This window comes from Streptomyces sp. Root1304 (assembly GCF_001426405.1).
Lineage (GTDB): Bacteria > Actinomycetota > Actinomycetes > Streptomycetales > Streptomycetaceae > Streptomyces.
Map to the genome: position 1 here is coordinate 891,031 of NZ_LMEP01000001.1, position 14,145 is coordinate 905,175.

Sequence of the window (14,145 nt, forward strand, 5' to 3'; positions counted from 1 at the left end):
GTACTGCCGGTCAGTCCTACCGCGCCCGCGCCGACCGTACGTTCAAGACGCGGAAACGACCAGCACCCATACGGGTAGCGGGCGTTGACGCGCACATCGAGGAGCAACAACGGCTCCACTGCGCGACCTGCGGCAGCGGGCCGAAGGGGCGCCCCTGTGTACCTCCCGTCCGCTGCCCTTCCTGAGAGGAGCCCCCACATGCCCACTCCCGACCCACCCCGCAGAACCCCCGGTTCCAGCCGCCAGACGCACACCTCCCCCGAACCCCCGCCCGGCGCGCCCAGCCGTCCGCTCCGGCTGCGGGCGGCGGCCGGATGGGCGAGGTTCATGCGCCGGGCGGAGGTCGACGTCCCCGTCGAGGAGGAACCCCTGGCGGAGCCCGAAGCCCCACCTCCGGGACCGGCCCCGGTCCAGGCCCTCGCCCGGGCCCGTACGTGAATCCCGTAGGGCACGACGGCCACGAGCAGCACCCTCTGCTCCACACGAAGGTCCGCGACACCGCCAGCCGGTGCGAAGGCGAGCTCACCGCCGTCACCCACGAGCTGCATCACGACGGCCGCGTGGTCCGCATCGCCCACATCCGGCCCCCGAACGGCATCGAGTGGACAACCTCCGCCGACAACATCCACGCCGCCTTCGAAACCCCCGACGGCTGAGCACCACCCCCGCAGATGCCACTCACCCGCCAACTCACCTTGGAGAAACCCGTGTTCCGTCACTCGGACCGACTCCCGACCGGCACCCCCCTGCCCCTGGGGTACGACACCCCCGCCCCCTGGGGTGTGCAGCGCATGGTCCCCTACCCCGCCATGGCCCCCTCCTGGGCGCGGGCCGAGGTCGACCCGGACACCCAGACCGCCCGCTACTTCGACCTGGCGGGCCAGGTCATGGAGATGCCCCAGCACGGAACGAGTACCGGCACCAACCCGGGCACCAACACCGGCAACCCGTCCGACGGTTCCAGCGGCGGTGGTTCCGGTGGCGGGGACAGCGACACCGGGAACGACTCCGACCAGTGACGCGCACCGGCCCGGTGCTGGTCGTCACCATGATCGACGACCCCACGGCCGACGTGGTGATCAGCGAGCTGTACGACCGGGGCGTCCCGGTCGTACGGCTCGACTCCGGGGACTTCCCCGCCACCCTGTCCTTCGCGGCTTCACTCACGCCTCACGGCATCGGGGGAACCCTGTCCACCCCCACCCGGACCGCCGACCTCTCCGCCGTACGGTCGCTGTACTACCGACGCCCGTCCGGCTTCGCCTTCACCCACCTCGACGAGCAGGACCTCCGCTTCGCCGTCACCCAGGCCCGCTACGGTCTCGGCGGCGTCCTCGCCTCACTGCCCGGCTGCCTCTACGTGAACCACCCGCACCGCATCGGGGACGCCGAGTTCAAGCCCTCCGGCCTCGCCGCCGCCGTCCGGTGCGGATTCCGGGTCCCGGCGACGCTCGTCACCTCGGACCCGGCCGCCGCACGCGCCTTCGCCAGGAGCCACGGGCCCGTCCTCTACAAGCCGTTGTCGACCCCGCCCTTCCGGATCGGCAGGGTGTCCTGCACGGTCGAGGTCGGTGAGGTCACCGAGGACCAGATCGACGAGCGGGTGGCCGGCACCGCGCACCTGTTCCAGCGCCGCGTGGACAAGGCCGCGGACGTGCGGGTGACCGTGATCGGGCGGGAGGTGTTCAGCGTGCGCATCGAGTCCGGGCTGCTGGACTGGCGTACCGACTACGAGCGGCTCGTGTACACCGTGGTCGAGGCGCCGTCCGGGATCGTCGACGCTCTTCACCGGTATCTGGACCACTTCGGGCTGGTCTTCGGGGCTTTCGACTTCGCCGTGGACCGGGCGGGCGCATGGTGGTTCCTGGAGTGCAACCCGTCCGGGCAGTGGGCGTGGCTGGAGCCGGAGACCGGGCTGCCGATGGTGGCGGCCATGGCGGATCTCCTGGAACGGAGGACCGCGTGAGTGACGGGACTGAGCTCACCCGCGGCTTGGCCGACCGGCTCGCCGCCGACGGACACCTGCGCTCGCCCCGATGGCGGCGGGCCGTGCTCGACACCCCTCGCCACGAGTTCCTTCGCGGCGGCTTCTTCCAGCGGGTCGACGGAGACGGCACCACCGGCTGGAGCCCGGTGATGCCCACGGACCCCGCGTGGCTCCCGGCCACGTACGCCGACGAATCGCTGGTGACCCAGATCGCCGGAACCGTCGTCCCCGGCGACCTCCACGGCCGGATCCATCGCCCGCCGACCAGTTCCAGCACCATGCCGGGCCTGGTCGTCCGCATGCTTGAGGAACTGCACGTGGAGGACGGGATGCGCGTCCTGGAGATCGGCACCGGCACCGGCTACTCGACCGCTCTCCTCTGCCACCGTCTCGGTGACGGCCTCGTGACCTCGATCGACATCGACGAAGGCGTGTCCGTCCGCGCCCGGAACGCCCTCGGCGCCACCGGACACACCCCCCGCCTACTCGTCGGGGACGGCCTCGCCGGGGATCCGGACGGCGGCCCTTACGACCGGATCGTGGCCACCTGCGGAGTCCTGGAGGTGCCGCTGGCGTGGCTCGCCCAGGTCAGGCCCGGCGGCCGGATCCTCGTCACGGTGGGCGGATGGATGTACGCCTCCGAGCTGGCCCTGCTCACCGTCGACGGGGAGGGCGGCGCCCACGGCCGGCTGCTCGGCGGCCAGGTCTCGTTCATGCAGGCCCGCCCCCATCTGCCACCGCCCCTCGGCGTCCTGCCCGACCTCGCCGCCGGGGAAGAACGGGAGACACCCGTCGGCGCCGACTCACTGGACGACTGGACCACCCGGTTCGTCGCCCAACTCGCCGCCCCACGTACCCAGCGCATCCGCGTGGCGTCCGAGGGCGGCAAAGAAGTCGAGGTACTCCTCGACGCCGACGCCGGTTCGTGGGCGACCCTGCGTCGCGACGGCGCCCGCTGGATCGTCAGCCAGGGAGGCGAGGACCGCTTGTGGGACACGGTCGAGGACCACGTGACCCGCTGGCGGCGAACCGGATCGCCAGACCTGGACGACTTCAGGATCACCGTCGCCCCGGACGGCCAGACGATCACCTGGCCGACCTAGCCGGTCGAGCGCCGGGCTCCTACGGAGCCATCCCACTCACAAAGAAAGCGGCCACGCCCCAGCCCCGAACACCCACCCCCCTGGCCTCGCGGGCCCCGTCTCGGCGATCATCCTCCGCATGACTGACACCTCCACCCCCAGCACCTGGACCCTCGGTGATCTCACCGTCCGTCGCGTCGGATTCGGTGCCATGCGGTTGCCCCAGCGGGGGGCCGCTCTCGTCGAGGACGCCGTGCCCCGTGACCGGGCCGAGGCCATCGCCGTGCTGCGGCGGGCCGTCGAGCTCGGGGTGAACCACGTGGACACCGCCGCTTTCTACTTCTCTCCGCTGCTCTCCGCCAACGAGCTGATCAACAGCGCCCTCGGCGGGCCCTACCCCGACGACCTCGTCATCGCCACCAAGGTCGGGCCCTGCCGCGACGCCTCCGGCGCGTGGGGTGCGCACGCGCGGACGCCCGCCGCCCTGCGCGGCCAGGTCGAGGAGAACCTGCGCCAGCTCGGCCGCGACCACCTCGATCTCGTCAACCTCCGCATCCTCGGCACCGATTCCGTCGCCGAGCGGTTCGGCGCCCTCGCCGAGCTCCGCGACGCCGGCCTCATACGCCACCTCGGCGTCTCCAACGTCACCCCCGAGCAGCTCGCCGAGGCCCGGACCATCGCCCCCGTCGTCTGCGTGCAGAACATGTACGGGATCGGCGTCCGCCCCGAGTACGCCGACTTCGTCCGCCGCTGCGGCGAGGACGGCATCGCCTTCGTGCCCTTCTACGCCATCGCCGGCGCCGGCCGCGAAGGCGGCAACACCGCCCCCGAGAGCCCCGAGGTCCTCGCCGTCGCCGAGGCCCATGGTGCGAGCCCCGCCCAGATCCGTATCGCCTGGACCCTCCACCAGGGCCCCCACCTCCTCGCCATCCCCGGCACCGGCGACCCCGCCCACCTCGCCGCGAACGTCGCCGCCGGCGCGATCCGGCTCACCGCCGACGAGCTGGCCCTGCTCGACGGACTCCACCTCGCCGGGGCCACTGCCTAGACTCCCTCCCCATGACGACCACCGCCCCCAGCCCCGCCATCGCCGCCGACCTCGCCCCCACCGGCGTCCTCCGGGCCTCCGTCAACCTCGGGAATCCCGTGCTCGCCCAGGGCACCCCCGAGGCGCCGTCCGGAATCACCGTCGACCTGGCGCGGGAGTTCGGCGCGCGGCTCGGCGTACCCGTGGAGCTGCTCTGTTTCGACGCGGCGCGGAAGTCGTTCGAGGCGATGGCGGACGGCCGGGCCGACCTCTGCTTCCTGGCCGTGGACCCGGCGCGGGAGACGGAGGTGGCGTTCACCGCCCCGTACGTCGTCATCGAGGGCGTGTACGCCGTTCCCCGTGACTCCGGCCTCACCTCCGTCGCCGACGTCGACGCGCCCGGTGTCCGGATCGGGGTCAAGCAGGGTTCCGCGTACGACCTGTTCCTGTCCCGGTCCCTCGCGCACGCGACCGTCGTGCGCGGGGACGAGGGGGTCGACACGTTCCTGGCCGAGGGGCTCGAGGCCGGTGCGGGCATCCGTCAGCCGATGACCGCGTACGTGGGGGATCACCCCGAGCTCCGGCTGATCGACGGCCGGTTCATGGAGATCCGGCAGGCGGTCGGCACGACCGTCGGCCGTGCCCCCGCGACGGTCGCCTTCCTCCGCGACACCGTCGAGGAGCTGAAGGCGAACGGCTTCGTCGCCGACTCGCTCCGCCGCGCCGGCCAGGACGCGGGGCTGCTCGCCCCACCGGCCTGAGGCCTGACGGGGCCCACCTGGGAAGGCCTCCCTCCGGACCCGTAGGGGGCCGAGGGGACCCCTACGGACCCCTCGGGCCCCTACGGGCTCAACCCCGTCACGTCCTCCACCGTCAGCGGCTCCCCCGGGATCAGGGTCCGGTCCCCGGGCCCGTACGGGACGAGTTCGTCCCACCACCGGGCCCTCGGGTCGTACCGGGCGTGCGCGACCCTCCCCGTGAGGGCCGGGTCGCGGCTCCACAGCGCGCGGAGGGCGAACGCCGGGCCCTGGTCGAGGTGCGCGATCCCGTCGACGGCGAGCGTGCCCAGTGCCGTGGACATCACGGGGCCGCACGCGGGGCGGGCGAGTTCCGGCACCTGCCGCGCCGCCGCCGTGCAGACCTCCAGGGTCCGGGCGAGCGGCAGCCCGAAGTAGCGGCGCGGGCCCGTGCCGCGTACGGCGGAGAGGGAGTACGGGAAGAGGCCGAGTTCGAGCTGTTCCCGCCACATCCGGGCCCAGGTGTCCGCGTCGTCGTTGACGTGCCGGAGCACGGGGGCGCGGGTGCGCAGGATGGCTCCGGTGGCCCGCAGCCGGCGCAGGGCGCGGCGGGCCGCTTCGGGCCGGAGTTCCCGGGGGTGGGTGACGTGCAGCATCAGGGCGAGGTGCCGCCCGGAGTCGACGATCCGCTCGAAGAGGCGGAGCAGGTCGTCGGCGTCGGGGGCGTCCAGGAACCGCGCGGGCGAGAACGACACGGCCCTCGTGCCGATGCGGACGGTGTGCACGCGGGGCTGGTCGAGGAGCGGGGTGAGGCACGCGTCGAGGAGGGCGGTACGCGTGAGCAGCGGGTCGCAGGGGCCGACCGGGTCCCAGAGGTCCGGGGGATCGTACGGGTCGCAGGGGTCGGGGTCGTACGGGTCGTACGGGTCGCCCGCGCGACCCCCGCCACCCGCGCCTCCCCCGTCGCCCGTACGCGCGCCGTCGCCCGTACGCGATCCGCCGCCCCAGCCGCCCGAATGCCGCGACAGCCGTTCCCTGATGCCGTCGACGACCAGGCGCGACCGGTCCCTGTCCCCGGTCCGCAGGGTGTGTTCGACGGCCGCGAAGTCGGCGGGGTCGAGCATGTCCCGGTGGGGCATGACCAGGCGGTAGAGGGGGTCGTCCGGGGCACGGGACCAGTCGATGAGTTCGTCGGCGACGTGGGCGCTGACCCGGAAGGGCAGGACGCTGCCGACGACGTCGGCGTCGTGGGCGAGTGCGGGCTGGCCGGTGCGGTCGGCGATGAGCCGGCCGAGGCGGCGGCCGGTGAAGACGCTCACGCGCGGCCTGCGCGTACGGCCCCGACCCCGGCCCCAGCCCCGGCCCCAACATCGCTTCTCTGCGCGGTCGTTCCCTGCACGTCGTTCCCTCCCCGGAGGCAAGTGCCTCGCGCCTCTCGGACGATGGTGTCGATGATGGGGAGCGGGGCGCGGGCCGCCAACGGGACTAGCGGGGGCCGGTGTCGGCGGCAACGGGGGAGTCCGGCCAAACGCCCGGGGCATGTACCGGACGGGATTTCACACCGCCAGACGGGCCGGGGAGCGGGTCCGGGCGGTAAGTCCGTTACGTACCAGCGGGATTCAGGCCAATGCGCACATCCGGGGCATCTGTCAGATTGGCGCCTTTCCTTCACCTCACGCCCGCCCGCCGACCACCCTCCGGCCCACCTCCCCGACCCCCCTGAAAACCCACCCCGGCGCCCCCCGCACACCCCCCTCCCCGACCCTGAGGGCACCCCTACGAGGCCTCCCGTACGGGTTGCACCCCCGCACCCGCACCCCCTCCCCGTACGCGGCCCACGCCCCGCACAGCCCCTCCCCGCCCACCCTCAACACCCGTCCTGACCTGGGCTTTTACCCTCACTCCCCCTACCCTGGAGACAACTCGGAGGGGAGATCTTCTTGGATCTGAACAACCGTGACATCCGCACGGTCGACGACGTCCTGCGCCTGCTCGACGGGCTCTTCGCGCCCGACGCCGACCGGTGGACGGAGGGCGGGTCGGACTGGTGGGACGGCTTCTACGCCGACCGGGACAAGCCCGTCCCGTTCTTCGTCACGAAGCCGGACGAGAGCCTGGTGTCGTACGTCGAGCGGGGCCTCCTGCCGACCGCCGACGCCGCCTCCCCGGGCACGCCCACCACGCGTCGCCGGGCCCTCGACCTCGGCTGCGGTCCCGGCCGGAACACCCTCTACCTCGCCTCGCTCGGATACGAGGTGGACGCCGTCGACCTCTCCCCCACCGCGATCGGCTGGGCCGGGGAGCGGGCCCGGGAGGCCGGGGCGACGGGCGTCCGGTTCGTACGCGGCGACGCCTTCACGTCGGCCGCCCTGGACGGCCCGTACGACCTGATCCACGACTCCGGCTGCTTCCACCACCTGCCGCCGCACCGCCGGGTCAGCTACCTCGCCCTCCTGGAGCGCGTCCTCGCGCCCGGCGGCCACCTCTCCATGACCGCGTTCGCGGCCGGGGACGGCGGGATGGGCTCGGAGGTCCCGGACGCGGAGCTCTACCGGCGGGGAAGCCTCGAAGGCGGACTCGCGTACACGGACGCGTCCCTGCGCGCGCTGTTCGCGGACCTGACGGAGATCGAGGTCCGCCGCATGCGCGACGAACCCGCCGACTCCCCCGCCTTCGGCGAATCCTTCCTCTGGACGGCCCTCTTCCGCCGCGCCTGACGACCGACGCGCCGCGTCACCGCCGCCCGGGCAATGCGGTGGTGGCACGGCGCGCACGCGAGCCGATCGCGCAGGCCCTCCTCCACCCGTAAGGGCAGGGCCGGCTCCCCCGGGAGCCCGTCCCTCACATCGACCTCAGGTGCTCCGCCAGCCGGTCGTACTGTTCGCGTACCCCCGCCTCCATCCCCGCCGCCAGGGCCTGGTCGCGGATCTCGTTCGAGGGCCAGAAGGACGTGCTGGTCAGGGCCGTGCCGCCGTCCGGGGTCGCGTCGAAGGTGAGGGTGACGCGGACCGGGTCGGCGTCCGGCATCTGTTCGAAGACCTCGGTGTAGTCGAGGCGTTCGACCGGGACGACGTCCTCGTACGTCCCGGAGAAGACGAACTCCTGGCCGTCGGGGGCGGTCTGCCCCCAGCGCCACGCGCCACCGACCCTGAGATCGATGTCGACGACCGTCGTGGTCAGCGCGGACACCCCGTACCACTCCCGTACGTGCTCCGGGCCCGTCCACGCCTCCCACACCCGGGCCGGTGGGGCGTCGAACGTACGGGTCACGACCAGCTCGCGGTCGGTCGGCGTCGTCAGGAGGGTGACCATGGCCCGTTCCCTTCCTCGTTCCGGCCGTCCGTGCGTCCGGCCGCACGCGCGTCCACCGCCGTACGGGAATCCGGCCGTGAACCAATCCAGCCATTCCAGGATCACCCCGGCGCTCCCGGTAAACCAAGTGAACATGTTCAACAGGTCAGCGCTACAGTGCTGCCACGCGGCCGCCTCGATCACGGCGACGCCGCCATCACGACCTGTGGGGGGTCCCCTTTGCCGCGCTCTACGCGCAGGCTTCCGCACGCCCTCGTGCGTGCAGCAGCCGTTTTCGCTCTCTCGGCGGGCGTCATCGTGCCCGCCGTCATCCACGCCCCTGCCGCTCACGCGGACTGGACGTCCGTCCAGGGCACCACCGAGGACGACGGCCGCTACACCGTCACCCTCCCGAACAACGCGCTCTGGGTGAAGGTCAGCGTCCTGGCCTCCGCCGACGCCGACGCCCCGGTCCTCGCCTCCACGGAGGAGGTGATCCCGAAGGGCAGCTGGGTGACGACCAAGGCGCCGGTCACCCTCCCCGCGGGCACCGCCCTGGGGGACTACCCGGTCAGGGTCGACTACCGGCTCTCCGGCGAGACCACCAAGCAGTGGACGGGCACCTACGGGCACCGCACGCACGTCGGCGTCGGGAAGCTGGCGTTCGACCGCGCCTCGACCGACTGGGACAACCGCAGGGCCGTGCTCACCGGCACCACCACCCTGTGGAACCCGGCCACCGGTGAGCGCACCGCCGCCCCCGAGGGCACCAAGGTGCTGGTCACCCTGCCCATCGACAACAACGGCTCCTCCCGGACGCTCAGCGCGGTCGCCGTCGCCGGCGCCGACGGCAGCTTCGCGCTGCCGGTCACGCCTAACGGAAGCATCCAGGGGGCCACGGCCCGGATCGTCGAGCCGGCGCCCGGCCTCGACCCGGACGACACCGTCCCGGTGCCGTACCTGCCCGCGGACGCGACCCTGAAGTACCGGATCACCTCGGACGTGAGCAAGTTCCGCGTCCTCGCCTCGACCGACGTCCGGGTCACCGGACGGGTGGAGCGGCTGACCCCGGCCGGCTGGAAGCCCTTCGCGGGCGTGCCCGTCGTCGCCACCGGCCTCCAGCCCGGCTACGACGCCGCCGCGGTGAACGTGCTCGGCGGGATCAACACCGCGGAGAACGGCACCTTCTCGTTCCTCGCGCGCCCGTACTACGTGACCGAGGCCGTCTACACCTCGCTGCGGCCCTCGCCGTACTTCGCGGGGTCGGTCCGCCCGTACGACAAGAACGACATCGCGGTCCCGCAGCAGTTCTCGTTCAGCCCGTACAAGATCACTCTCGACGCGTACGGCAAGGTCACCGCGACCGGCAGGCTCGCCAGCGGCGCCGCGCCGTACTGCGACAAGGTGCAGCCGGTCGTCCTCCAGTACTCCCGTGACGGCGGGCGCACCTGGGGCACCCTGCGCTCCGGCGCGACCGACTTCTACTGCAACTACACCCTCTCCGCCTGGGGCTACACGGACGCCCGCTACCGGGTGGTCCACCCGGAGACGGACCAGCTCGTCGGCAAGGCCGCCGCCAACATCCGCCTCGCCCGCTACGAGACCCGCTTCTCCGCCTTCACCATCAGCCCCACCCGGCCCGTGGTGAACGGCAAGATGACGGTCTCCGGCACGGTGCAGCGCAAGGTCAGCGGGGTCTGGAAGCCGTACGCCGGCGCGAAGCTGACGCTGCTCTTCAAGCCCAAGGGCGACACCAACTGGTACTGGATCACCAAGAGCATCGTCACCAACACCAGCGGCAACTTCAGCTACCGCGCCACCGCCTACGAGGACGGCACCTGGATCACGATCCTGCAGCCGCCGGCGGGCTACTTCTACAGCGAGACCACTGCGAGGTACATCGATGCGCGCTGATCTCCGGCTCTCCCTGACCGCGGTGCTCACCGCCGCCGTCCTCTCCGCCGCCACCCTGCCCGCCCTCGCCGACGAGGCACCGGCCACGCCGACCCCGATCGGCATCGGCCCCGCCCTCACCGACGACGCCCAGCGCGGCACGTTCCGGGTCGCGGCCTGGACCGACGCCCCGCAGGCCAAGGTCACCGCGGTGTCGGCCCGGGTCCGGCAGGGCGACACCGTCCTCGCCGAGATCCCCGCCCTGGCCCCGGGGAACCCCTGGGACTCGCAGACCGCGGGCCGCTTCCTGGTGCCGTCCGAGGCCGCGCTGCGCCTCACCGAGGACGGCGGGACCATCCCGGCCCTCGGTACGTACGCGATCGACGTCACGGCCACCGACTCGCTCGGCAACACCTTCACCCGCACCGACGCCGGCACGCTGGACTTCCGGCTGCGGCCCCGGCTGGACACCTTCGGCGTCGGCACCCCCGCCTGGGACGACCGCAACGCCCGCCCGACGGGCACGCTCGTCGGCGTCCAGCCCGGCTCCGGGGACCTGGTGCCGCTGTCCGGCCGTACGGTCACCGTCGCGCCGACGGCCACGACGCCGGGCTCCGCCGTCACGGCGGTCACCGGCGACACCGGCGCGTTCACCGGCGGTCCGCTGCCGGTGGCCGACCGCTACGCCTCCTTCGAGGCCTCGTACTCCGAGGACAGCGCCGAGGTGCACGGCTCGGTCTCCGAGTACCGCCAGGTGTACGACGTGAAGGGCCGCGCGGTGCAGGTCACCGCCGTCGCCGACAAGAAGCGGGCGCTCAGCGGCGAGGCCGTCACCATCAGCGGCCGCGTCACCGACCCGGCCGCCGGGAACGCCCCGGTCGCGGACCAGGCGCTCATGGTGACCCTCGGGGAGTACACGTACAACGCCCCGTACGGCACGACCGTCCACACCGACGCCGACGGGCGCTTCTCCGCGCGTCTGATCGCCGCCTCGGGCCTCTCGGACTACGGGGACTACTGGACGGTGCGGTCCGCCGATCCGTACCTGCGGTTCGACCAGGTCTCCGGTGCGGTCGCCGTGCCGTGGGAGACCCGTATCGACCTGCTGACCGGCGGGCTTTCCGCCGACGGCCGGGTCTCGGTGGGCGGCGTCTTCCGCCCCCGTTACGGGCTCGGCTCGCGCTCCTCCGTACCGGCCCAGTACCTCCAGCTGGAGCAGTCCGCCGACGGGAAGACCGGCTGGCGGAAGATCGCCGCCGCGGAGGCGTACGCCGGCTACTGGTCGACCTTCGGCCTCGCCGCGAACAGCAGCGGCGGCTACTTCCGCGTCCGGCACCTGACCAGCGACGCCTACGCGGAGTCCAGCAGCCGGGTGTTCCGGCTGGTCAGGACCCCGGTCCGGGTCGCCGGCATGAACTCCGGTCCCGAGCCGGTCCGCAAGGGCGCGTACGTCGCCACGACGGGCACGCTCCAGCACTACACGAGCGGCGCGTGGCGGGCGTTCGGGAACGTTCCCGTGGCCCTGCAGTTCCAGGCCAAGGGCACGACGACCTGGCGTCAGGTCGCCACCGGCCGCTCGGCCGCCAACGGCTGGGTCTCGCTGAAGGCGAAGGCCTCCGTCGACGGCAGCTGGCGCATCCGGTACTGGGGCGACTCCACGCACTTCCACTCGGCGGCCCCGTGGGCCGACTTCGTCGACGTGCGCTGATCCCTTCCCCGTAGGGCCGCTACCTCAGGGCCCGTACAACGCCCGAGGGCGGCACCCCCAGCAGGGGGTGCCGCCCTCGGTCCGTTCTTCTTCGCTCCGGCTCGCGCCTCGGCGACGAACCACCGATCCCGGAGGATCAGAAGTCCATGTCACCGCCCGGCATGCCGCCGCCGGCCGGCGCGGACGCCTTCTCCGGCTTGTCGGCGATGACGGCCTCGGTGGTGAGGAACAGCGCGGCGATCGACGCGGCGTTCTGCAGCGCGGAGCGCGTGACCTTCGCCGGGTCGATGATGCCCTCGGCGATGAGGTCGACGTACTCGTTGGTCGCGGCGTTCAGGCCGTGGCCGACGGGCAGGTTGCGGACCTTCTCCGACACGACGCCACCCTCAAGGCCGGCGTTGACGGCGATCTGCTTCAGCGGGGCGTCGAGCGCCTTGCGGACGATGTCGGCACCGGTGGCCTCGTCACCCGAGAGCTCCAGCTTGTCGAACACACCGTCGGCCTGGACGAGGGCGACGCCACCGCCGGCGACGATGCCCTCCTCGACGGCCGCCTTCGCGTTGCGAACGGCGTCCTCGATGCGGTGCTTGCGCTCCTTGAGCTCGACCTCGGTCGCGGCACCGGCCTTGATGACCGCGACACCGCCGGCGAGCTTCGCCAGGCGCTCCTGCAGCTTCTCGCGGTCGTAGTCCGAGTCGCTGTTCTCGATCTCGGCGCGGATCTGGTTCACGCGACCGGCGACCTGCTCGCTGTCACCGGCACCGTCGACGATGGTGGTCTCGTCCTTGGTGATGACGACCTTGCGGGCGCGGCCCAGCAGGTCGAGGCCCGCGTTCTCCAGCTTCAGGCCGACCTCCTCGGAGATGACCGTGCCGCCGGTGAGGATGGCGATGTCGTTCAGCATGGCCTTGCGGCGGTCGCCGAAGCCCGGAGCCTTGACCGCGACGGACTTGAAGGTGCCGCGGATCTTGTTGACGACCAGGGTCGACAGGGCCTCGCCCTCGACGTCCTCGGCGATGATCAGCAGGGGCTTGCCCGACTGCATGACCTTCTCCAGGAGCGGGAGAAGGTCCTTCACCGAGGAGATCTTGGAGTTGACGATGAGGAGGTACGGGTCGTCGAGCGACGACTCCATGCGCTCCATGTCGGTGGCGAAGTACGCCGAGATGTAGCCCTTGTCGAAGCGCATGCCCTCGGTGAGTTCCAGCTCCAGACCGAAGGTCTGGGACTCCTCGACGGTGATGACGCCTTCCTTGCCGACCTTGTCCATCGCCTCGGCGATGAGCTCGCCGATCTGGGTGTCGGCGGCGGAGATGGAGGCCGTCGAAGCGATCTGCTCCTTGGTCTCGACATCCTTCGCCTGCTCCAGCAGGGCGCCCGAGACGGCCTCGACGGCCTTCTCGATACCGCGCTTGAGGGCCATCGGGTTGGCACCCGCGGCAACGTTGCGGAGGCCCTCGCGGACGAGCGCCTGGGCGAGAACGGTGGCGGTGGTCGTACCGTCGCCGGCGACGTCGTCCGTCTTCTTGGCGACTTCCTTGACCAGCTCGGCGCCGATCTTCTCGTACGGGTCCTCGAGCTCGATCTCCTTGGCGATGGAGACACCATCGTTGGTGATCGTGGGGGCGCCCCACTTCTTCTCGAGGACGACGTTGCGGCCCTTCGGGCCGAGGGTGACCTTGACGGCGTCAGCGAGCTGGTTCATGCCGCGCTCGAGACCGCGCCGGGCCTCCTCGTCGAACGCGATGATCTTGGCCATGTGAAGTGGTCCTCCCGGACATGGGGTGGATAACGCTCCAGGACCGCGCCGACGCCCGCGACGGACGGCCTGCGAGCCCGGCGGTTCCTTGCCCCACCTGGCCGCGGGCCTCATCTGCCCGATCCTCGTAAGCACTCTCACCTTCCGAGTGCTAACGCCAATGATTAGCACTCGGCCTAGGAGAGTGCAAGCGACTCTCGACGATCGGGACACTCGCAGCCGGGTCCCGGGGACACGCGTGACCGGGTCCCGGGGACACGCACAGCCGGGCCCCGGGAACGCACGAGGGGTCCGCATCCCCTCAGGGATGCGGACCCCTCGACAGCGTTGCGTCGTCGGCCGATCGCGCCGCGCTCAGACGGCGAGCTTGACCATGTCCGCCTGCGGACCCTTCTGGCCCTGCGAGATCTCGAACTCGACCCGCTGGCCCTCTTCGAGACTGCGGTAGCCATCCATCTGGATCGCGCTGTAGTGGACGAAAACATCCGCACCACCGTCTACCGCGATGAAGCCGTAGCCCTTCTCCGCGTTGAACCACTTGACGGTGCCCTGAGCCATGCCTAACTCCCCTATTACTGGCCCTTGCGCGGGACCCGCACTTCGCGGACCCGGGGTCAGACCCTGCGCCGGAACGCGTCGACCGCCGCTGAATGTATCTGCC

Annotated in this window: 14 protein-coding genes; 10 read left to right on the plus strand and 4 right to left on the minus strand. The window is 72.0% G+C overall.

Annotation, left to right across the window (positions count from 1 at the left end):
* The first annotated feature begins 198 nt into the window (after window positions 1-198).
* From ASD33_RS35380 to ASD33_RS04120, 7 genes are all read left to right on the plus strand, one after another.
* On the plus strand, window positions 199-438 hold the full coding sequence (locus tag ASD33_RS35380) for a hypothetical protein (protein WP_157869991.1): 240 nt from the start codon (window positions 199-201) through the stop codon (window positions 436-438).
* Window positions 435-656: a hypothetical protein gene (locus ASD33_RS04095; protein ID WP_056553227.1), complete on the plus strand. Its 222-nt coding sequence runs from the start codon at window positions 435-437 to the stop codon at window positions 654-656. The genes ASD33_RS35380 and ASD33_RS04095 overlap by 4 nt, the downstream gene beginning before the upstream one ends.
* Window positions 657-707: 51 nt before the next feature.
* On the plus strand, window positions 708-1,019 hold the full coding sequence (gene tgmA / locus ASD33_RS04100) for a putative ATP-grasp-modified RiPP (RefSeq protein WP_056553231.1): 312 nt from the start codon (window positions 708-710) through the stop codon (window positions 1,017-1,019).
* Window positions 1,016-1,966 carry an ATP-grasp ribosomal peptide maturase gene (tgmB, locus tag ASD33_RS04105; RefSeq protein ID WP_199863437.1) on the plus strand — a complete coding sequence of 317 codons (951 nt, stop codon included), beginning with the start codon at window positions 1,016-1,018 and terminating at the stop codon, window positions 1,964-1,966. Before tgmA ends, tgmB begins: the two co-directional genes overlap by 4 nt.
* Window positions 1,963-3,090, plus strand: a complete 1,128-nt coding sequence (gene tgmC, locus ASD33_RS04110; RefSeq protein ID WP_056553235.1) for an ATP-grasp peptide maturase system methyltransferase — start codon at window positions 1,963-1,965, stop codon at window positions 3,088-3,090. Before tgmB ends, tgmC begins: the two co-directional genes overlap by 4 nt.
* 118 nt (window positions 3,091-3,208) lie before the next feature.
* Window positions 3,209-4,117 (plus strand): aldo/keto reductase, encoded by a 909-nt coding sequence (locus ASD33_RS04115; RefSeq protein ID WP_056553238.1) that lies wholly within the window; start codon window positions 3,209-3,211, stop codon window positions 4,115-4,117.
* Between the two features lie 11 nt (window positions 4,118-4,128).
* Window positions 4,129-4,857, plus strand: a complete 729-nt coding sequence (locus ASD33_RS04120) for a transporter substrate-binding domain-containing protein (RefSeq protein ID WP_056553241.1) — start codon at window positions 4,129-4,131, stop codon at window positions 4,855-4,857.
* Window positions 4,858-4,937: 80 nt separating this feature from the next.
* Here the strand turns inward: ASD33_RS04120 and ASD33_RS04125 are convergent, their stop codons facing one another.
* Complete coding sequence (locus tag ASD33_RS04125; protein ID WP_056553245.1) at window positions 4,938-6,152, minus strand: hypothetical protein; 1,215 nt, start codon at window positions 6,150-6,152, stop codon at window positions 4,938-4,940.
* A 621-nt stretch (window positions 6,153-6,773) separates the two neighbouring features.
* On the opposite strand from ASD33_RS04125, the gene ASD33_RS04135 reads away from it, so the two are divergent.
* On the plus strand, window positions 6,774-7,550 hold the full coding sequence (locus ASD33_RS04135) for a class I SAM-dependent methyltransferase (protein ID WP_107103619.1): 777 nt from the start codon (window positions 6,774-6,776) through the stop codon (window positions 7,548-7,550).
* A 124-nt stretch (window positions 7,551-7,674) separates the two neighbouring features.
* Here ASD33_RS04135 and ASD33_RS04140 read toward each other — a convergent pair whose 3' ends face one another.
* A complete protein-coding gene (locus ASD33_RS04140; protein WP_056553252.1) occupies window positions 7,675-8,145 on the minus strand; it encodes an SRPBCC domain-containing protein in 471 nt (156 codons plus the stop codon).
* Between the two features lie 255 nt (window positions 8,146-8,400).
* On the opposite strand from ASD33_RS04140, the gene ASD33_RS04145 reads away from it, so the two are divergent.
* Both ASD33_RS04145 and ASD33_RS04150 read left to right on the plus strand, forming a co-directional pair.
* Window positions 8,401-10,038, plus strand: a complete 1,638-nt coding sequence (locus ASD33_RS04145) for a hypothetical protein (protein WP_157869992.1) — start codon at window positions 8,401-8,403, stop codon at window positions 10,036-10,038.
* The gene (locus tag ASD33_RS04150; RefSeq protein ID WP_056553259.1) at window positions 10,028-11,725 is read left to right on the plus strand and encodes a hypothetical protein; all 1,698 of its coding nucleotides are present in this window, start codon (window positions 10,028-10,030) and stop codon (window positions 11,723-11,725) included. The genes ASD33_RS04145 and ASD33_RS04150 overlap by 11 nt, the downstream gene beginning before the upstream one ends.
* A gap of 136 nt (window positions 11,726-11,861) precedes the next feature.
* On the opposite strand, the gene groL is transcribed toward ASD33_RS04150, so the two are convergent.
* Both groL and ASD33_RS04160 read right to left on the minus strand, forming a co-directional pair.
* The gene (gene groL, locus ASD33_RS04155) at window positions 11,862-13,484 is read right to left on the minus strand and encodes a chaperonin GroEL (protein WP_056553262.1); all 1,623 of its coding nucleotides are present in this window, start codon (window positions 13,482-13,484) and stop codon (window positions 11,862-11,864) included.
* Window positions 13,485-13,838: 354 nt separating this feature from the next.
* On the minus strand, window positions 13,839-14,042 hold the full coding sequence (locus ASD33_RS04160) for a cold-shock protein (RefSeq protein ID WP_015035246.1): 204 nt from the start codon (window positions 14,040-14,042) through the stop codon (window positions 13,839-13,841).
* Between the last annotated feature and the right edge of the window lie 103 nt (window positions 14,043-14,145).